19 protein-coding genes and 1 other RNA gene are annotated in these 19,654 nt (G+C 63.6%); 19 read left to right on the forward strand and 1 reads right to left on the reverse strand.

The window, feature by feature from the left end; translation table 11 throughout:
* The first annotated feature begins 168 nt into the window (after positions 1–168).
* The 7 genes from BLS48_RS18550 (at position 169) to BLS48_RS18580 (ending at position 4,190) form a co-directional block, all read left to right on the forward strand.
* A complete protein-coding gene (locus BLS48_RS18550) occupies positions 169–375 on the forward strand; it encodes a hypothetical protein (protein ID WP_091580293.1) in 207 nt (68 codons plus the stop codon).
* Positions 376–527: 152 nt separating this feature from the next.
* Complete coding sequence (locus tag BLS48_RS18555) at positions 528–1,247, forward strand: J domain-containing protein (protein ID WP_091580597.1); 720 nt, start codon at positions 528–530, stop codon at positions 1,245–1,247.
* The gene (locus BLS48_RS18560; protein ID WP_091580295.1) at positions 1,244–1,999 is read left to right on the forward strand and encodes an N-acetylmuramoyl-L-alanine amidase; all 756 of its coding nucleotides are present in this window, start codon (positions 1,244–1,246) and stop codon (positions 1,997–1,999) included. Before BLS48_RS18555 ends, BLS48_RS18560 begins: the two co-directional genes overlap by 4 nt.
* Positions 2,000–2,210: 211 nt before the next feature.
* Positions 2,211–2,918: a lytic transglycosylase domain-containing protein gene (locus BLS48_RS18565; RefSeq protein ID WP_091580599.1), complete on the forward strand. Its 708-nt coding sequence runs from the start codon at positions 2,211–2,213 to the stop codon at positions 2,916–2,918.
* 126 nt (positions 2,919–3,044) lie between these two features.
* Positions 3,045–3,443, forward strand: an RNA gene (rnpB, locus tag BLS48_RS18570) — RNase P RNA component class A.
* Positions 3,444–3,615: 172 nt separating this feature from the next.
* Positions 3,616–3,891, forward strand: coding sequence for a type II toxin-antitoxin system ParD family antitoxin (locus BLS48_RS18575; protein WP_091580298.1), 276 nt, complete (start codon positions 3,616–3,618; stop codon positions 3,889–3,891).
* The gene (locus BLS48_RS18580) at positions 3,888–4,190 is read left to right on the forward strand and encodes a type II toxin-antitoxin system RelE/ParE family toxin (protein ID WP_091580302.1); all 303 of its coding nucleotides are present in this window, start codon (positions 3,888–3,890) and stop codon (positions 4,188–4,190) included. The genes BLS48_RS18575 and BLS48_RS18580 overlap by 4 nt, the downstream gene beginning before the upstream one ends.
* An 8-nt stretch (positions 4,191–4,198) precedes the next feature.
* On the opposite strand, the gene BLS48_RS18585 is transcribed toward BLS48_RS18580, so the two are convergent.
* On the reverse strand, positions 4,199–5,314 hold the full coding sequence (locus BLS48_RS18585) for a cystathionine gamma-lyase (protein ID WP_091580305.1): 1,116 nt from the start codon (positions 5,312–5,314) through the stop codon (positions 4,199–4,201).
* A gap of 410 nt (positions 5,315–5,724) precedes the next feature.
* Here BLS48_RS18585 and mraZ point away from each other — a divergent pair, with 410 nt between their 5' ends.
* Genes mraZ through murB form a run of 12 tightly spaced genes read left to right on the forward strand, consistent with a single transcriptional unit; the run spans position 5,725 to position 19,408 of the window.
* Positions 5,725–6,183, forward strand: coding sequence for a division/cell wall cluster transcriptional repressor MraZ (gene mraZ, locus BLS48_RS18590; RefSeq protein ID WP_091580307.1), 459 nt, complete (start codon positions 5,725–5,727; stop codon positions 6,181–6,183).
* Positions 6,180–7,196 (forward strand): 16S rRNA (cytosine(1402)-N(4))-methyltransferase RsmH, encoded by a 1,017-nt coding sequence (gene rsmH / locus BLS48_RS18595; RefSeq protein ID WP_091580310.1) that lies wholly within the window; start codon positions 6,180–6,182, stop codon positions 7,194–7,196. The genes mraZ and rsmH overlap by 4 nt, the downstream gene beginning before the upstream one ends.
* A 4-nt stretch (positions 7,197–7,200) precedes the next feature.
* Positions 7,201–7,596, forward strand: coding sequence for a cell division protein FtsL (gene ftsL / locus BLS48_RS18600; RefSeq protein WP_091580313.1), 396 nt, complete (start codon positions 7,201–7,203; stop codon positions 7,594–7,596).
* Complete coding sequence (locus BLS48_RS18605; protein WP_091580315.1) at positions 7,593–9,302, forward strand: peptidoglycan D,D-transpeptidase FtsI family protein; 1,710 nt, start codon at positions 7,593–7,595, stop codon at positions 9,300–9,302. Before ftsL ends, BLS48_RS18605 begins: the two co-directional genes overlap by 4 nt.
* Positions 9,303–9,356: 54 nt before the next feature.
* Positions 9,357–10,811: a UDP-N-acetylmuramoyl-L-alanyl-D-glutamate--2,6-diaminopimelate ligase gene (locus tag BLS48_RS18610; protein WP_091580318.1), complete on the forward strand. Its 1,455-nt coding sequence runs from the start codon at positions 9,357–9,359 to the stop codon at positions 10,809–10,811.
* A complete protein-coding gene (locus BLS48_RS18615; protein ID WP_091580321.1) occupies positions 10,808–12,241 on the forward strand; it encodes a UDP-N-acetylmuramoylalanyl-D-glutamyl-2,6-diaminopimelate--D-alanyl-D-alanine ligase in 1,434 nt (477 codons plus the stop codon). The genes BLS48_RS18610 and BLS48_RS18615 overlap by 4 nt, the downstream gene beginning before the upstream one ends.
* Positions 12,242–12,265: 24 nt before the next feature.
* Positions 12,266–13,348, forward strand: coding sequence for a phospho-N-acetylmuramoyl-pentapeptide-transferase (gene mraY / locus BLS48_RS18620; RefSeq protein WP_027029717.1), 1,083 nt, complete (start codon positions 12,266–12,268; stop codon positions 13,346–13,348).
* A 9-nt stretch (positions 13,349–13,357) separates the two neighbouring features.
* Positions 13,358–14,758, forward strand: coding sequence for a UDP-N-acetylmuramoyl-L-alanine--D-glutamate ligase (gene murD / locus BLS48_RS18625; protein WP_091580324.1), 1,401 nt, complete (start codon positions 13,358–13,360; stop codon positions 14,756–14,758).
* The gene (gene ftsW / locus BLS48_RS18630) at positions 14,758–15,909 is read left to right on the forward strand and encodes a putative lipid II flippase FtsW (RefSeq protein ID WP_091580325.1); all 1,152 of its coding nucleotides are present in this window, start codon (positions 14,758–14,760) and stop codon (positions 15,907–15,909) included. Before murD ends, ftsW begins: the two co-directional genes overlap by 1 nt.
* Positions 15,910–15,915: 6 nt before the next feature.
* Positions 15,916–17,043: an undecaprenyldiphospho-muramoylpentapeptide beta-N-acetylglucosaminyltransferase gene (gene murG / locus BLS48_RS18635; protein WP_091580327.1), complete on the forward strand. Its 1,128-nt coding sequence runs from the start codon at positions 15,916–15,918 to the stop codon at positions 17,041–17,043.
* Complete coding sequence (murC, locus tag BLS48_RS18640) at positions 17,040–18,446, forward strand: UDP-N-acetylmuramate--L-alanine ligase (protein ID WP_091580330.1); 1,407 nt, start codon at positions 17,040–17,042, stop codon at positions 18,444–18,446. Before murG ends, murC begins: the two co-directional genes overlap by 4 nt.
* Positions 18,443–19,408 carry a UDP-N-acetylmuramate dehydrogenase gene (murB, locus tag BLS48_RS18645; protein ID WP_091580332.1) on the forward strand — a complete coding sequence of 322 codons (966 nt, stop codon included), beginning with the start codon at positions 18,443–18,445 and terminating at the stop codon, positions 19,406–19,408. The genes murC and murB overlap by 4 nt, the downstream gene beginning before the upstream one ends.
* The last annotated feature ends 246 nt before the right edge of the window (positions 19,409–19,654 follow it).

Raw genomic sequence — 19,654 nt, forward strand, 5'->3', positions numbered from 1 at the left:
CGGCATTCTTGTCGATGCAATCTGTTAGTTCGCAATGGCTTGGCCTGCAACGGCCATGCGCATGATGTTACATGCGGACACGCAACGTTACGAAACCCATATCCATCTGATGCATTTTCTCTTCGACCGCCTACCGGCAACGGGGGCGTTACTAGAAGGAGAGATATCATGAAGAAACTTATTCTTGCTTCAGTTTCGGCTTTTGCCTTGCTTGGCGTCGCAGCCTGCAGCGACAGCGGCAAAGATAACACCACCACCCAGAGCACCAATCCGCCGGCCGCCGAACAGCCGATGAAGCCCGCTGCTCCGGCCGATAATTCCACCAAGCCCGCCGAGCCGGCTCCGGCAACGCCTGCTCCTGCCCCCGCGCAGTAATTAGTCTCAGTAGCAGTACTTTGTATCAGTAAGTGTGTCTTGGGAGGGAAGGCCGGCCTCGCGCCGGCCTTTTCTTTGCCGGTCATTCACAACCCCGACACCGGCCGTTATTGGCTTGATAGCGGGGACCGGTTGGCTCTATGAAGCGGGCCATGTCGATTTGGGATCGCCTCGGCGACTTCATCACGCGGGTTTCGTCTTCAGCCACGTCGGGTGTCGCCGACGTCGTCGAGGCCGTGCGCACGGTTTTCTCCGGCGATGCCGACCTGCGTCGCCGCGTCGCCTTCTCGGTGGCAATGATCGCGCTCTCGGCCAAGATGGCCAAGGCCGACGGCATCGTCACCCAGGATGAGGTGCGTGCCTTCCAGGAAATATTCGAAGTACCGCAGAAAGAAGCGCGCAACGTGGCGCGGCTGTTCGATCTCGCCCAGCGCGACGTGGCCGGTTTCGAGACCTATGCCGAGCGGATGGCGCAGCTTTGCGGCTCGGGCCATTCGAACTGTGTGATGCTGGAGGACATACTCGACGGCCTGTTCCACATCGCCAAGGCCGACGGGCTGGTGCATGAGCGCGAAGGCGTTTTCCTGCACCGCATTGCCGAGATTTTTCGCATCGACGAGGCGCACTACGAAAGCATCATGGCGCGGCACGTCAATCTCGGCGCCGGGGACCCCTATATTGTGCTCGGCATCGAGCGCGGCAAGCCGTTCGAGGAAGTCAGGAAGCGGTATCGCAAGCTGGTTTCCGACAACCATCCCGACCGGCTGATCGCGCGCGGCCTGCCGCAGGAGTTCATCAAGATCGCAACGACCAGGGTCGCTGCGATCAACGCCGCCTATGAGATGATCGAGCGGGGCCTGCGGCACGCATGAGCGGCTTCCTGCCCGACGAGCCACGTGCCGAGGTCAGGGTATCGCCAAATTTCGGGCCAAGGCGCGACATGCTCAGACCCGACATGATCGTGCTGCACTACACCGGCATGGCGACAGGGGCCGGGGCTGAAGCGTGGCTGTGCGATCCGGCCAGCGAAGTCTCGGCGCACTATCTCGTCCATGAGAATGGCCACATCGTGCAGATGGTCAGGGAAAGCGACCGCGCCTGGCATGCCGGCAAGAGTTCGTGGTTCGGACGCACCGACATCAATTCCTGTTCGGTGGGCATCGAGATCGTCAATCCGGGACATTTGCTCGGCTATCGCGATTTCCCCGGGCGACAGATCGACGCCGTGATTGGCCTGTGCAAGGGGATCGCCATGCGGCATTCGATCGTCGCCGAGCGGGTGCTGGCGCATTCCGACGTGGCGCCGGGGCGCAAGATCGATCCGGGCGAGAAATTTCCGTGGAAAGCCCTGTTCGAAGCCGGTGTCGGCCATCTCGTGCCGGCGGCCCCGATCAGGCGCGGAGCCGCGCTTAAGCCCGGTGCCAACGGTGCCGATGTCGAGGCGCTGCAGTCGATGCTGGCGCTCTACGGCTATGGTGTCGAGATATCAGGCATTTTCGACCATCAGACACGGATAGTCGTCGAGGCTTTCCAGCGGCATTTCCGGCCCCGTCTAGTCGACGGGCTTGCCGACGGCTCGACGATGCGCACGCTGCAAAAGTTGCTTGCTTCCATGAGACGCTGATCCAGGGTCAAGGCGCTGCCCAAGTAATCTTTTCCCCTGTCAGGTTACAAACTGTCACTCAAAGTGACTTGCTCCGCCTTCATTGGCGCCAATTCGGCCTTCAAAGGGCAATTCGTACAGTTTGTCGAACATCTATCCCCCCGGATGTTCCGATATTAATCAAGCCGTGCCGCGCGAAGATCTTCGCGTGGTCCAGACAGAACAGGATCACATGCAGAAATTGACCGTTGTAACGGCAGCTCTTGCTGCCGGCGTAATGACTTTTGCGTTCAGCGCCGCGAATGCCGCGTCACTCAGCCCGCGGGGCGATCAAGGGTTCATCGCGGTATCCGCAAAAAACGGCAAGGCCACGTTGGCCAAAGGCGGCAAGACGCAGGCAAGCCACGGCGCGAAGCGGGTTTCGGCCAAGGCGGAAAAGATAAGCTGGAAAAAGAAGTCCACCGCCAAAAGGCAGACGAAGCGCGGCCGCAAGACCATCGACATGACGACAACGGCATCGATTGGTCTCAGGAACGCGGCGGCGTCGACGGCCGCGGTGGCCAGCAGTGGTCAGTATTCCGCGATCGTCGCACGCTATGCCGCGAGCTACGGCGTACCGGTTTCGCTCGCGCAGGCCGTCATCAGGATCGAGAGCAACTACCGGCCGAACATGGTCGGCAGCGCCGGCGAGATCGGCCTGATGCAGATCAAGCCGGCAACGGCACGGATGATGGGCTACAACGGTTCGGCCAAGGGGCTCTTCGATCCGGATACCAACATCAAATACGGGATGAAGTATCTCGCCATGGCGCAGGATCTCGGCGGCGGTACCACCTGCGGCACGATCCTGAAATACAATGCCGGCCATGCCGCGACGCGAATGAACCCGGTGTCGGCCGCCTATTGCAGCAAGGTCAAGGTGCAGATGGCGGCGCTGTAGCCGATGGGGAGCCGGCCGCTTAGAGCGACGTGTGGTCATTCGACCGCACAAAGTACGCTCTAACACTTTGAGCTATGCCGGCTTTTTCGTTTGCGTTTTCGGACGTGAACCCCTTTATACGCCTTGCCAGCTGGCCGGGCGGCCGCACCCACAAATGCCGAAAGGCTGTGGGTGAGGAAAGTCCGGGCTCCATGGAAACACGGTGCCGGTTAATGGCCGGCGGGGGCGACCCCAGGGAAAGTGCCACAGAAAGCAAACCGCCACGATCTATCGTGGCAAGGGTGAAAGGGTGGGGTAAGAGCCCACCGCGCGACTGGCAACAGGAGCGGCACGGTAAACCCCACCGGGAGCAAGACCGAATAGGGGCGGTGCGAGGGGAAACCCTCGAGGGCTGTTTCCGGCTCACCGTCCGGGTAGGTTGCGTGAGGCGCATGGCAACATGCGTCCAAGATGAATGGCCGCCACGTTCTCGCACCGCAAGGGGCGAGGGCCATACAGAACCCGGCTTACAGGCCAGCTGGCAGTTTTCTCCCACGATATAGAAGGAAACCTTTTTAGATCAGCAGGTTGCGCCCTCGGGCGAACTTGTTGATTCAAGCTGTCAGCGGTTCATCCGTGCGATGTAGGACTCGTCGTTGCTTGAACCTGGTACGATTAAATCGTACCATCGATCAGCGAATGCCATCAGGAGCCTACAATGGGACAGGTCGACAAACGCAGCATCACGCTGTCGCTGGAACTGGCGGCGGCGGTGGACGATGTGGTCGCCGCCGGCGAGTATGCCTCGGCGAGCGAAGTGATCCGCGATGCGCTCAGGCAATGGAAGGACCGGCGCGATCTGCATGGCTATACCGTCGAGGAACTGCGCAAGCTGGTGCAGGAGGGAATCGACAGCGAGCCCGGACGATTTGCGTCGATGGATGAAATCAAGGCCGAGGCACGGAGGCGCTTGCGATCTGACGACGCAGCATGAATTTGCTGCCCATCGTTCGGAACGCGCGCGCTGAAGACGATCTGATCGCGATCTGGCTCCATGTTGCGCGCGACAGCGAGGCTGCTGCTGACCGGTTGCTCGACCGCATCGAGGCACGGTGGCAGCAACTGGCGATCTATCCCTTCTCGGGGGCCCCACGCGACGATATCGCGCCCGACATCCGTCATCTGGTCGTTGGAGATTATCTAACGCTGTATCGGGTCGGCGGCGACGCGATCGAAATCATCCGCGTGCTGCACGGCAAGCGCAACATCGAAGCTGACGATCTCGGCTCGTAATCGATTTGTCAGCCGCTGATTTTATCCAGCGATGCCTCGATCGCCTTCCAGAGTTCTTCCACAGGCTCGCAGCCGACCGACAGGCGAACGAAACCGGCGGGAACCGCATCGCCTCTTTTTGACCGCCGCTCGGCGGAAGTGTGGACGCCGCCGAAGGATGTCGCGGCATGCATCAGGTCGCAGTTGTTGATGAAATCCTCGGCCTTGTCTTCCGAGGCGAGTTCGAAAGAGATCAGAAAGCCGAAGCGCTCCATCTGGGCGCGGGCAAGGTTGTGCGACGGATCGCTTTCGAGGCCCGGAAAACGCAGGCCGCTGATCGCCCGGTGGCCTTTCAGCCGCCGTGCGATCACTTCAGCCGAAGCGCACATGCGATCGAAGCGCACATCCAGTGTTTCGAGGCCGCGATGCACCAGCCAGGCTTCGAACGGCCCGGGAATGCTGCCGGAAACTTCGCGCCAGCCGGTCACGGCGCTGATGATATCGGCATTGCGGCTGGCGACATGGCCGAACAGCACGTCGGAATGGCCGTTGGGCGCCTTGGTGTCGGCGGCAACAACGATATCGGCGCCATGGTCGAGCGGCCGCTGGCCGAAGGGCGTCATCGTCGTGTTGTCGACAACAAGGAGCGCTCCCGCTCTGTGAGCGGCTTCGGCCACGGCCGCGATATCGCAAATGTCCAGCCCCGGATTGGCGGGGGTTTCGACAAACGCCAGGTGGTAACCCTCGAAGCCGCCATCGAGGAAGGTCGAGGTCGGCCTGACATCGCAGGCGATGCCGAGCGGTTTGAGGAAGCGGTCGGCCAGCGCCCGTGTCGTGTGATAGCCGTCCGAAGGCAGCAGGATACGGTCACCGGCTTTGAGTACGGCAAAAACCGCCGCCGAGATTGCCGCCATTCCCGAAGGAAAGGCGACGCAGGGCGCGTCTTCAAGGTGGGCCAGCATATGTTCAACCGCGTCCCAGGTCGGGTTGCTGAAACGGCCGTACTGGTTGAAACCGGTGGCGTCGCCAGGCGCGTGAAAAATGGCGGCCATGGTCAGGGGCAACGGGATGGAATCGCCTGTCGCAAGCCCGCCGCGACGCAGATGAGGAAGTGCCGCCGCGCGTGATTTTGCTGTTTCAGACATCGAATTTCTAACCCTGTTGGCGACCGACGAGATGTAGCGCGACGCTATGCCCGGCAGCGGCTCGCGGCAAGCCGCGTCCGCTTGGGCCAGGCGGCTCTAAACGCTTCGTTAGGCTTAATGGACCATAAAGACGAGACGTGCCGTCAAGGCTGCTCTCATTGGTCGCGGCGCGCATGTTTGTGAAGCCTATTCCCGTTGACGCCCATAGTGCCCCATGATATCCCATTTCGATACTCAAGCCTTCGTTCCGCGTCAGGGTAAAGCGTACGCCAATCGGGCAGCCGCGGCGGCTGCGCGTTTGCCGGATTTTGCCCATGCGGACGAGGCTGAAACGGGGCAGGGAACGCGCTGCGGCGGTGCGTTTGACAAGATGGAGAGGGGTGCGGCGGCGCAAGCGGCTGTAACGCGTGATGGACCGGTTTCTGTCAAACACGGTGAGCAGGATCGATGCGAAGGGACGGGTGTCCGTTCCGGCGCATTTCCGTGCCGTCGTGCAGAAGCGCGGCTATTCGGAGCTCTACGCGCTGCGCTGCCTGGACCTGCCGGCGATGGATGTCGGTGGGCTGGACCTGCTCGACCGCTACGAGCAGCGAATCGCGCTCGAGGATCCCTTCTTGCAGACGGCGGACGACATGTCGTTCTTTTGCCATGGCGACGGCGCCTTCCTGAAGCTCGATCAGGACGGCCGCATCACGATGAGCGATTTCATTCGCGAGCACACCGGCGTTTCGTCGGAAGTGGCCTTTGTCGGGCGCGGCAATTTCTTTCAGATCTGGGAGCCGGGACGGCTTGCTGCCTATGGCGCGCAGGCGCGGGCCCGGCTTTTGCAGCTTCGGCAGGGGACGAAGCCTGGGGAGCGACCGGAATGACGGTGGGCCACGGCGATGACCTTCACGCCGTTGGCGGATCGGCCCGCCACATTCCGGTCCTCCTTGGCGAAGTGCTCGAGGCACTGGCGCCGGCGGAGGGCGACATCATCATCGATGGCACGTTCGGCGCCGGGGGCTACACCAGGGCCATTCTGGCCACAGGGGCTTCCGTGGTGGCCATCGACCGCGACCCCGACGCGATCGCCGCCGGGCGCGACCTCGAGGCGCAATCGGGCGGCAGGCTGAGGCTGGTGCAGGCGCCGTTCTCGACGCTGGACGAGCATGTCGAGAGTGCCGACGGCGTCGTGCTCGACATCGGCGTCTCCTCGATGCAGCTCGACCAGGCCGAGCGCGGGTTTTCGTTCCGCGCCGATGGACCACTCGACATGCGCATGGCGCGAGCGGGCCTCAGCGCCGCCGATGTCGTCAACAGCTTCAAGCCGGGCGACCTTGCCCGCATCTTCGGCTTCCTCGGCGAGGAACGTCATGCCGGGCGCATTGCTCGCATGATCGAGGCTCGGCGTGAAAAGCGGCCGTTCGAGCGCACGCTGGAACTCGCCGACGCCATCGAGACGCATATCGGCCGCGCGCCGAAGGACAAGATCCATCCGGCCACGCGCGTCTTCCAGGCGCTGCGCATCTTCGTCAATGACGAGCTCGGCGAACTGGCCAAGGCTTTGTTCGCGGCCGAACGCGCGCTGAAGCCGGGCGGCCGGCTCGCCGTGGTGACGTTCCATTCGCTGGAAGACCGCATCGTCAAGCGCTTCATCGCCGATCGGGCTGACGTCGCGACCGGCTCGCGTCACCTGCCCGAGGCTCATGCGCGCACCGCGACCTTCCGCAAGGCGGGTGGCGGCGTGACCGCCGGCGACGCCGAGGTCGCGGCCAATCCGCGCGCCCGTTCGGCCAGGCTGCGCGCGGCGATCCGCACCGAGGCGCCGGCGCGCAGCAGCGACTTTTCGATCTTCGGCCTTCCAAAGCTTCCTGGCATCGACCGGCCGGGAGAGAGGTGAGCACGTGTTTCGTACCAGCGACATTGTCCTGATCGCCGTCATGGTTTCGGCGGCGGCCCTTACCTACAAGACCAAGCGCGAGGCCGAGGAACAGCTGGCGGCGGTGCAGAAGATCCACGCCCAGATCCGCTATGAGGAGGACACGATCGACCTGCTCAAGGCCGACTGGAGCCTGCTCACCCAGCCATCACGGCTGCAGAAGCTGGCCGAACTCTACAAGTCGCAGCTCGAGCTCGAGCCGGTCAGCGCCCGCCAGATCGTCGGTATCGGTGATCTGCCGGCCAAAGCCCTGGACATTCAGGACATCCTGAAAGGACGCCAGGACGGCATGGCCGACAATTCCGACAAGGCGCCCTCGGGCGACAAGGATCCAGTGGTGACCGGAGGCATCGCCCAATGATCGGCAAACTGCTGAAACGCCGCGCGAGCACGAGCGAAGCCGGATCGATCGTGGTCGAGGGCGCCCGCAAGGCGACCGGCGGCAAGGGCAGGACGCGCATCGTGATGACGATGGCGGTGTTCTTCGGCATCTTCTCGATCATTTCCGGGCGGCTGGTCTATCTCGGCTTCCAGACCCCCGACATGTCGGGCGGCCCGCAGAGCCGGGTGACGGCATCGCGGCCCGACATTGTCGACCGCAATGGTGAGGTGCTGGCGACTGACATCAAGACGGCGTCGCTGTTTGCCGAACCGCGCCGCATCGTCGACGCCGACGAGGCAATCGAGAAGCTGTCGACGGTACTTCCCGAGATCGATTACGAGCAGACCTACCACAAGCTGAAGAGCGGCGCCGGCTTCGTCTGGCTGCAGCGGCAGCTGACACCCAAGCAGCAGGCCGACATCATGCAGCTTGGCATTCCGGGCTTTGGCTTCCGCACCGAAAAGCGCCGTTTCTATCCGAGCGGCGAGACCTCATCCTACATTGTCGGCCTCACCAACATCGACAACCAGGGCATCTCCGGCATGGAGAAGTATATCGATGAGCAGGGCCTGAGCGACCTGCAGGCGTCGGGCCTTGCGGTGGCGAAGGATTTGAAGCCGGTGAAGCTGTCGATCGATCTGCGCGTTCAGCATATCGTGCGCGACGAGATCGCCGCCGCCCTGGAGCGCTATCGCGCCATCGGTGCTGGTGCCGTTGTGCTCAACGTCAAGACCGGCGAAGTGGTGGCCATGGCCTCGGTGCCGGATTTCGATCCGAACAATCCCTACAATGCACAGGAAAAGGACCGGCTGAACCGGATGTCGGCGGGCCTCTATGAGATGGGCTCGACCTTCAAGAGCTTCACCTCAGCAATGGCGCTCGATTCCGGCAAAGCGACGATGGCGAGCCGCTTCGACGCCTCGCATCCAATCCGGGTCGGCCATCAGGCCATTCACGATTTCCACGGCAAGAATCGCGTGCTGTCGTTGCCGGAGGTGTTCCTCTATTCGTCCAACATCGGGTCGGCCAGGGAGGCCGAGCTGGTCGGCATCGAGGGGCACCGCGAATTCCTGCACCGCCTTGGAATTTTGGACAGGATGCAGACCGAACTGCCGGAAGTCGCCCGCCCGACTGAACCGAAGGTCTGGAAACAGGTCAATTCGTTCACCATCGCCTTCGGTCATGGTGTGTCGACGACGCCGCTGCAAGCGGCCGTCGGCTGCGCGGCGCTGATGAATGGCGGCTACCTGATCGAGCCGACATTCCTGGTCCGCAGCGAGCAGGATGCGATGGCGGTGGCCAAGAAAGTGGTCAGCGACAAGACAGTCGAGGGGATGCGCTACCTTTATACGCTCAACGCCGAGAAGGGCTCGGCCAGAAACGCCAGGGTCCCCGGCTACCGCGTTGGCGGCAAGACCGGAACAGCCGAGAAGGTCATCAATGGTCGCTACTCGAAGGACTTGAATTTCAATACCTTCGTCGCCGCCTTCCCGATGGACGATCCGCAATACCTGGTGTTTACGATTGCCGACGCCCCGCACCCGGAAAAACCTGGCATGACAGACGTCGCGGCCGCGAATGCGGGGGTCATAGCCGGCAATATCATCAGGCGTTCAGCGGCCATACTTGGCGTGAAGCCAGATTTCAGCCATGAAAATGGTGCAACGCTGGTTTCCTATCAGTGATTCTTGGGGCGCGCCGGCAACTGCGCGCTATTTTGTTGCGGTGAACGGAACTCGATGAAGCTAAAAGATCTAGCCGGTATCCTGCCAGTCGAAGGAACAGCTTCCGCCGACCTGGAGGTTACCGGGATTTCGTCGGATTCCCGCCAGGTAAAACCGGGCGTCGTCTTTTTTGCGCTCGCCGGTACCAAGGCGGATGGCGCGGCCTATGCCGCCGACGCGGCCGGGCGTGGCGCCATCGCGATCGTTGCAGGCCAGGGCAGCGCCATTGCCGGCCTGCCGGTACCGGTGCTGGCAGTCGATGATCCGCGCCTGGCGCTGGCGCTGAGTGCGGCACGCTATTTCGGCAAGCAGCCACAGACCATGGTCGCGGTGACAGGCACCAGCGGGAAGACGTCGGTCGCTGCCTTCACCAGGCAGATCTGGGAACAGGCCGGCCATGCCGCCGCTTCGATCGGCACCACCGGCGTGGTGGCGCCGGGCCGCAACGACTATGGCTCGCTGACCACGCCAGATCCGGTCGCGCTGCACCTGCTGCTCAGGGAATTGGCGGATGCCGGCGTCACGCACGCCTCGATGGAAGCCTCCAGCCATGGGCTCGACCAGCGCCGCCTCGACGGCGTGAAGCTGGCGGCCGGCGGGTTCACCAATCTCGGCCGCGATCATATGGACTATCATCCGACGGTCGAGGACTATCACCGCGCCAAGCTGCGCCTGTTCGATACGCTGCTGCCGAAGGGCGCACCGGCCGTCATCTTCGCCGACGATCCGTGGTCGGCGCCGACGATCCAGGCGGCGCAGGCGGCCGGGCTCGAGGTGCTGACGGTTGGCCGCCATGGCGATTTCCTCAAGCTGAAGCGAGTCGAGCACGAACGCCATCGCCAGCGCGCCGAGGTCGAGGCCGACGGCGTGCTTTACGAGATCGACCTGCCGCTTGCGGGCGATTTCCAGATTTCGAACGCGCTGGTTTCGGCGGGGCTTGCCATTTCCACCGGAACGCCCGTCGCCAAGGCCCTGATGTCCTTGGAGAAACTGAAGGGCGCGCCGGGTCGGCTCGATCTCGTTGGCACCACCGCCAACGGTGCGCCCGTGTATGTCGACTACGCCCACAAGCCCGACGCGCTGGAAAATGTGCTGGCCTCGGTGCGCCCGTTCACCACCGGCCGTGTCATGGTCGTGTTCGGCTGTGGCGGCGACCGCGACCGCGGCAAACGGCCGATCATGGGCGAGATCGCGACGCGGCTCGCCGATGTCGTCATCGTCACCGACGACAATCCGCGCTCGGAAGTGCCTGAAACGATCCGCGCCGCCATTCTTGCCGCCGCACCCGGGGCGATCGAGATCGGCGACCGGCGCCAGGCGATCCACGAGGCGGTCGGCATGCTGCATGCCGGCGACACGCTGATCGTGGCCGGCAAGGGCCACGAAGAAGGCCAGACGATCGGCTCCGAGACCTTGCATTTCTCCGATCATGAGGAAGTGCGCGCCGCGCTGCGGGAGCGTGCCGCATGAGCTTGCTTTGGACCTCCGAGGCTCTGGTTGCCGCCATGGATGGACGGCCGCTCGGGCCGATGCCGGACGGCATATCGGGCATTTCGATCGACAGCCGCAGCCTGCAGCCGGGCGATGCCTTCTTCGCCATCAAGGGCGAGGCGATGGACGGTCATGACTTCGCAACCGCTGCCATCAAGGCCGGCGCCGGCGTGCTGGTGGTGGCCGAAGGCAAGCTGCCTTCGCTCGGCCGGCTGACGGCGCCGATCATCGTCGTCGAGGACGTGCTGGCCGCACTTGAAAAACTCGGTGTCGCGGCGCGCGCTCGCTCGAGCGCCAAGATCATCGCGGTGACCGGCTCGGCCGGCAAGACCACCACCAAGGAAGCGCTGCGCCACGTGCTGTCGGCCGTCGGCAAGGTGCATGCCTCGGCGCAGTCGTTCAACAACCACTGGGGCGTGCCGCTGACATTGGCGCGCATGCCTGATGATTGCGATTATGCCGTGTTCGAGATCGGCATGAACCATCCCGGCGAGATCCGGCCGCTGGTGAAAATGGTGAGGCCGCATGTCGCGATCGTCACCATGATCGCGGCGGCGCATCTCGGCTTCTTCCGCAACCTGGACGAGATCGCCAGGGCCAAGGCAGAGATTTTCGAAGGGCTGGAGCCCGATGGCGCGGCGGTTCTCAACCGCGACGACGCGCGTTTCAAGCTTCTCGACAAGATGGCGCATGCCGCCGGCGTCGAGCATGTCTACGGGTTCGGCGAGAATGCGCGATCGACCTTCAAGCTGGTCAAATGCGAATTGCATGCCGACCATTCCGACATCGCCGCCAGGATCAGCGGCCACGATATGATCGCTCGTATCGGAGCTCCCGGCCGGCATATGGTGCAGAACGTGCTGGCGGTGCTGGGGGCGGCGCATCTGGTCGGCGCTGATCTCGACAAGATAGCCTTGGCGCTGGCCGATCTTTCGGCCGAGCGCGGGCGCGGCAAGCGCCATGTGCTGCGCCATCCCAAAGGGCCGATCACGCTGATCGACGAGAGCTACAATGCCAATCCGGCGTCGATGGCTGCTGCCATGGCGCTGCTCAACGCGACGCCGGTGACGGGCGAGGGCCGGCGCATCGCCGTGCTCGGCGACATGCTGGAACTCGGCGACCATTCGGCCAAGCTGCATGCCGCGCTGGCTGACCTCATCGTCGGCACCGGGACGCAGACCGTCTTTCTCGGTGGCCCGGAGATGCGGGCGCTGGCCGAGGCATTGCCAAGCGAGGTCAAGACGGAATACCGCGCCGGCGTCGATGACCTGAAGCCGGTGCTGCTTGCAGCCCTGCAGCCGGGCGACGTGGTGATGATCAAATCGTCGAAGGGCATCGGTTTTGCAAAACTGGTCGATGCGCTGCTGGGCAAATTCCCGGCGGAATCCGCAACCAGCAAACAGACCTAGATCAAGTCGGGGGACGAAAAGCGCATGTTCACACTGCTCGTCGATTTTGCGGACAAGATCTCGGTCTTCAATGTCTTCCGCTACATCACCTTCCGCACCGGCGGGGCGCTGATCACATCGGCGCTGATCGTCTTCATCTTCGGACCGACGATCATCAATTCGCTGCGGCTGCGGCAAGGCAAGGGCCAGCCGATCCGCGCCGACGGGCCGCAGACGCATTTCAAGAAGGCCGGTACGCCGACCATGGGCGGGCTGATGATCCTGTCGGGCATCATCGGCTCGTCGCTTTTGTGGGCGAACCTGTCGAGCATCTATGTCTGGGTGGTGCTGCTGGTCACGCTGGGTTTCGGCTCGATCGGCTTTTACGACGACTATCTGAAGGTGACGAAGCAGTCGCATCTCGGTTTTTCCGGCAAGGCGCGGCTGGCACTTGAATTCGTCATCGCCGGCATCGCCGCGTGGGCGATCATGCATAACGGCCAGGCGCCGTTCTCGTCGTCGCTGACATTTCCCTTCGCCAAGGAATTCATCATCAATCTCGGCTGGTTCTTCATTCCGTTCTCCTGCTTCGTCATCGTCGGCGCCGGCAATGCGGTGAACCTGACCGACGGCCTCGACGGGCTGGCGATCGTGCCGATCATGATCGCGGCGGCCTCCTTCGGCGTCATCGCCTATCTGTCCGGCAACGCCGTGTTCGCCGAATATCTGCAGATCCATTTCGTGCCCGGCACCGGTGAACTGGCTGTCGTGCTCGGCTCGGTCATCGGCGCCGGCCTCGGCTTCCTCTGGTTCAATGCGCCGCCGGCGGCGATCTTCATGGGCGACACCGGATCGCTGGCCATGGGCGGCCTGATCGGCACGGTCGCGGTCGCCACCAAGCACGAGATCGTGCTGGTTATCGTCGGCGGCCTGTTCGTGGTGGAAATCCTGTCGGTGATCATCCAGGTCGGCTACTTCAAGATGACCGGCAAGCGGGTGTTCCTGATGGCGCCGATCCACCATCATTTCGAAAAGCTCGGTTGGACTGAAAGCCAGGTGGTGATCCGCTTCTGGATCATCGCCGTGATCCTGGCGCTGGTCGGCCTGTCCACCCTGAAGCTGAGATAGGAAACACCCTTGATCCCCGCCGCATCCTTCGCAGGCAAGCGCGTTTCACTCTTCGGGCTCGGTGGCTCGGGGATCGCCACGGCGCGCGCGCTGATTGCCGGCGGCGCGGAGGTGCTGGCCTGGGACGACAATCCCGACAGCGTTGCCAAGGCGGCGGATGTCGGCATCGCAACCGCCGATTTGCACGGCGCCGACTGGGCAAAGTTCTCGGCTTTCGTGCTGTCGCCAGGCGTGCCGCTGACACATCCCAAGCCGCATTGGACAGTGGAGCTGGCGAAGGGCGCTGGTGTCGAGGTGATTGGCGACATCGAACTTTTCTGCCGCGAGCGGATTTTGCAGGCGCCGACGGCACCTTTCATCGCCATCACAGGCACCAATGGCAAGTCGACGACGACCGCGCTGGCCGCGCATATCCTGAAAGCCGCGGGACGCGACACCCAGATGGGCGGCAATATCGGCCGCGCGGTGATGACGCTCGATCCGCCGCAGCCCAGTCGGCACTATGTGGTCGAGTGCTCGTCCTACCAGATCGACCTCGCGCCCTCGATCAACCCGACGGCCGGCATCCTGCTCAATCTGACGCCCGACCATCTCGACCGCCACGGCACCATGCAGCATTACGCTTCGATCAAGGAGCGGCTGGTTGCCGGCAGCGAGACGGCCATCATCGGCATCGACGATTCCTGGTGCGCGCAGATCGCCGAGCGTCTGGAGCGGGCGGGACGGCATGTGATCCGCATTTCCAAGCGCCTGCCGCTGACCGATGGCTATTTCGCCGACGCCGGCAATCTGATGGAGGCGGTGCACGGCCGCTACAGCCGTGTCGCCTTCCTCGAAGGCATCGGCTCGCTGCGCGGCCAGCACAATGCCCAGAATGCGCTGGCAGCGGTTGCCGCTTGCCTAAGGGTCGGGCTGGACCTCGGCGAGATCCAGTCGGGGCTGGAGAGTTTTCCCGGCCTCGCGCATCGCATGGAGCAGGTCGGCCGCAAGGACCATGTGCTGTTCATCAACGATTCCAAGGCGACCAATGCCGATGCGGCGGCACCGGCGCTGTCGAGCTTTCCGCGCATCTACTGGATCGCCGGCGGCCTGCCCAAGGAAGGCGGCATCGAGCCGCTGCGCGGCTTCTTCCCGCGCATCGCCAAGGCCTATCTGATCGGCGAGGCGGCGCCTGCCTTCTCGGCGACCCTGGGCGAGGCCGTGTCCTACGAGATATCGGGCACGCTGGCCGCGGCGGTCGAGCACGCCGCGCATGACGCTGGTCGAGACGACAGCGGCGAGGTGGTGGTGCTGTTGTCGCCGGCCTGCGCCAGTTTCGACCAGTTCAAGAATTTCGAAATTCGCGGCGAAGCCTTCAGGCAAGCTGCGAATGCTATCGAGGGTGTGAAACCCATCGGAGGGGCACGATAATGCAGAGCCGTCTCGACAAAAGCCCGGTTGCGACATGGTGGTGGACGATCGATCGCTGGTTCCTGGCGGCGTTCCTGTCGCTGATGGGCCTCGGCATCGTGCTTTCCTTCGCAGCCAGCCCGGCGGTGGCCGAACGCATCGGCCTCGACAGTTTCCACTTCGCCACCAGGCAGATCATCTTCACGGTTCCGGCGCTCGGCGTGATGCTGGCCGTCTCATTCCTCGAATCGCGGCAAATCCGGCGCATGGCGTTGATCATGCTGTGCCTCATGCTGGTGCTAATGGTGGCGGTGCTCTACATCGGCGTCGAGGTGAAGGGCGCGCGCCGTTGGGTGTCGCTTGCCGGCTTGTCGATCCAGCCCTCGGAATTCCTCAAACCCGCCTTCGTCATCATGTGCGCCTGGCTGTTCGCCGAGCACAAGCGCCAGCCCGACATTCCGGGCAATCTGTTCGCAATGCTGTTGCTTGCCCTGGTCGTCTCGCTGCTGGTCGCGCAGCCGGATCTCGGCCAGACCATGCTGGTGACCGGCACCTGGGGTGTGATGTTCTTCATGGCGGGGCTGCCATGGCTGTGGATCATCGCGCTTGGCGGCGCGGGCGTTGGCGGTGTGTTCGCCGCCTATTCGGTGTTTCCGCACGTTGCCCTGCGCATCGACAAGTTCCTTACTGGCGAAGGCGACACTTTTCAGGTCGATATGGGACGCGAGGCGCTGATCAATGGTGGCTGGTTCGGCGTCGGGCCGGGCGAGGGTACCGTCAAGCGGGTCATCCCGGACAGCCATGCCGACTTCGTCTTCTCGGTCGCCGGCGAGGAGTTCGGGCTGATCATGTGCTTCTTCATTATGTCGATCTTTGCCTTCATCGTGCTGCGCGGTCTCAATACGGCGCTGAAGGAGCATGACGATTTCACCCGCTATGCGGTCGGCGGGCTCGTCACCGTCTTTGGCCTGCAGGCCGTCATCAACATGTGCGTCAACCTGCAGCTGGTGCCGGCCAAGGGCATGACGTTGCCTTTCATCTCCTATGGTGGCTCCTCGCAGATCGCCATCGCCATTTCGATGGGCATGGTGCTGGCGCTGACGCGCAAGCGGCCGGAAAAGCGCAAGCAGATGGGCTTTGCCCTGTCGCAACGCGCCGTGCCGGCGGAATGAGGCCGGATGTCCAAGGGTGTCATCCTTCTCGCGGCGGGCGGAACCGGCGGACATCTCTTTCCGGCCGAGGCGCTGGCGCATGAGCTGAACGAGCGCGGCTGGAAAGTGCATCTGGCGACGGATGACCGGGCCGAGCGTTTTGCCGGCCACTTCCCGGCCGCCGCCATCCATCCTATCCAGTCGGCGACGATGGGCTCCAAAAACCCTTTCGCCCTGCTTGGCGCCTTCTGGAAGATCTGGCGCGGCGTGCGCCAGGCCTCGGCCATCATTGCCAGGATCAAGCCGGATGCCGTCGTCGGCTTTGGCGGCTATCCGACCCTGCCGCCGCTCTACGCGGCGACGCGGCGCAAGGTGCCGACGCTGATCCATGAGCAGAACGCGGTGATGGGCCGCGCCAACCGGGCGCTGGCCGGCCGCGTCGACGCGATCGCCGGCGGCTTCCTGCCGCAGGACACGAGTGCGGCCGGCGCCAAGACGGTGACGACCGGCAACCCGGTTCGCCCACAAGTTCTGGAAGCGGCCAAGACGCCTTATGCGGCGTCGACGGGGGAAGAGTCGTTCCGCCTGCTGGTGTTCGGCGGCAGCCAGGGTGCCCAGTTCTTTTCCGATGCCGTGCCGGCGGCCGTCGCGCTGCTATCCGATGCCCAGCGCAAGCGGCTGGTGATCACGCAGCAGGCGCGCGCCGATGACGTGGCGCGGGTGAAGGCGGCCTATGCGGCCCTTGGTGTCGGCGTCGAGGTCTCGCCCTTCTTCACCGATATGGCGGCCCGCATCGCGGCGGCGCATCTGGTGATCTCGCGCTCCGGCGCCTCGACCGTTTCGGAGATCGCCGTCATCGGCCGGCCGGCGCTGCTGGTTCCTTATCCCTATGCGCTCGACCACGACCAGGCGGCCAACGCGGCGGCCCTTGCCGCCGCTGGCGGCGGCGAAGTGCACCCGCAATCCTCGCTCTCGCCCGAGCGCATCGCAACGCTCGTCGGCGGACTGATGGATGATCCCGAGCGGCTTGCGGCAATGGCCGCGGGAGCGAAATCGGCCGGCAGGCCGGACGCGGCACGGTTGCTCGCCGATCTCACAGAGGCTATTGCGTCGAAAAAAACCGTTTCGGATTTCAGGAAGGGGACGCACGCATGAAGATGCCGCAGACGATCGGCCTTGTGCATTTCATCGGCATTGGCGGCATCGGTATGAGCGGCATTGCCGAAGTGCTGCACAATCTCGGCTACAAGGTGCAAGGGTCCGACCAGGCCGACAGCGCCAATGTGCAGCGCCTGCGCGACAAGGGCATCGAATGCTTCGTTGGCCACAAGGCCGAGAATCTCGGTGATGCCGAAGTCGTGGTCGTCTCGACGGCGATCAAGAAATCCAACCCCGAGCTGAAGGCCGCGCGCGAGAAGCTGTTGCCGATCGTGCGCCGTGCCGAGATGCTGGCCGAGCTGATGCGCTTCCGCCAGGCGGTGGCAATCGGCGGCACGCATGGCAAGACGACGACGACCTCGATGGTGGCGACCTTGCTCGAGGCCGGCGGGCTCGACCCGACCGTCATCAATGGCGGCATCATCAATGCCTACGGCACCAACGCGCGCATGGGCGATGGCGAGTGGATGGTGGTCGAGGCCGACGAGAGCGACGGCACGTTCCTGAAGCTGCCGGCCGAGATCGCCGTCGTCACCAACATCGATCCCGAGCATCTCGATCACTATGGCAGCTTCGACAAGGTGCGCGAGGCGTTCCGCCAGTTCGTCGAGAACGTGCCGTTCTACGGCTTCGGGGTGATGTGCACGGACCATCCCGAGGTGCAGGCTCTGGTCGGCCGCATCGAGGACCGCCGCGTCATCACTTATGGCGAGAACGCGCAGGCCGATGTGCGTTTCACCAACCATCGCATGGCCGGTGCTGTTTCGGAATTCGACGTCGTGATCCGTGACCGTAAGACCGGCGGTCAGACGACAATATCGGGCCTGCGCCTGCCGATGCCCGGCCGTCACAACGTCTCCAACGCGACAGCGGCGATCGCGGTGGCGCATGAACTCGGCCTGTCCGCCGAGGCGATCAAGAAGGGCCTGTCGTCCTTCGCCGGCGTCAAGCGCCGCTTCACCCACACCGGCTCCTGGAACGGCGTCGACATCTTCGACGACTATGGTCATCATCCGGTTGAGATCGCGGCGGTGCTGAAGGCGGCGCGCAGCGCCACCAAGGGACGCGTCATCGCCATTGCCCAGCCACATCGCTTCACCCGGCTGCATGATCTGTTCAACGAGTTTTCCACCTGCTTCAACGACGCCGACACGGTGATGGTGGCGCCGGTTTACGCCGCGGGCGAAGAGCCGATCGACGGGGTGACCTCGGACGCGCTGGTGTCGCGCATTCGCGCCGGCGGCCATCGCGACGCCCGCTACATCGACGGTCCGGCAGCAATCGCACCGATCATCCGCGACCTGGCCAAGCCCGGCGACTTCGTCGTCTTCCTCGGCGCCGGCAACATCACCCAATGGGCCTATGCGCTGCCCAAGGAGCTTGGCGGGACCGTCTCATGATGCACGGCCAGGCTTTGATCGACAGACTTGGCGACCGGCTTGCCGGCCTGCGCGGCCGCCTCACGCCGAATGCCGAGATGGACAAGATCACCTGGTTCCGCGCCGGAGGGCAGGCCGAAGTTCTGTTCCAGCCGGCCGACGAGGAGGACCTTGCCGCGTTCTTGCGAGCGGTTCCCGAAGAGATCCCGCTGACCGTCGTCGGCATCGGCTCGAACCTCCTAGTCAGGGATGGCGGCATTCCGGGCTTCGTCATCCGGCTTTCGGCCAAGGGTTTTGGCGAGGCCGAGGTGATTGGCCCTACCACGATCAAGGCGGGGGCCGCGATACCTGACAAGCGTCTCGCGGCAGTCGCCTGCGAGGCCGGCATCGGTGGCTTCCATTTCTATCATGGCATTCCAGGCGCCATCGGTGGCGCGCTTGTCATGAATGCTGGCGCCAACGGTGTCGAAACGCGTGACCGCGTCGTTGAACTGCGGGCGCTCGACCGCAAGGGCAATATCCAGACCCTGAGCAATGCCGAAATGGGCTACGCCTATCGTCATTCGTCGGCACCTTCCGGGCTGATCTTCACCTCGGCGGTGTTCGAAGGCTTCGCCGAGGACAAGGCGGCGATCAAGGCGGCGATGGATGCGGTGCAGAACCACCGCGAGACCGTGCAGCCGATCCGCGAGAAGACCGGCGGCTCGACCTTCAAGAATCCCGAAGGCACGTCGGCCTGGAAGGAGATCGACAAGGCGGGCTGCCGCGGTCTGATGATCGGCGGCGCGCAGATGTCGCCGATGCACTGCAACTTCATGATCAACACCGGAACCGCGACCGGCTACGACCTTGAATATCTCGGCGAGACGGTGCGCACGCGGGTGCTGGAGAATTCGGGCATCCGGCTGCAGTGGGAAATCAAGCGCATCGGCAATTTCCGGCCGGGCCATGCCGTCCAGGAGTTTCTTGGGCAGCTACTTTAGCACCGCTGAAGTTCAAGTGATGCGTGAACTTCAACGAGACCAGAAATAGCCGTGTGACCGTTGCCGTAATGACTCAACGGCACGGTTTTCGCATCCATTTTCTCGGAAAGTGAATCTCTCGGAATCGTAAGCACTTGCCAGTGAATCAACTCTCTGATTCTCTGCTGGAAAGCGTTTCCTGATTTGAGTCGTTCGACGCGTTACCCGCGTTTTCCGTCTGGGGGGCAACCTGCCGGGAGACTCGGA

The organism is Mesorhizobium qingshengii, assembly GCF_900103325.1.
GTDB classification, from domain to species: domain Bacteria; phylum Pseudomonadota; class Alphaproteobacteria; order Rhizobiales; family Rhizobiaceae; genus Mesorhizobium; species Mesorhizobium qingshengii.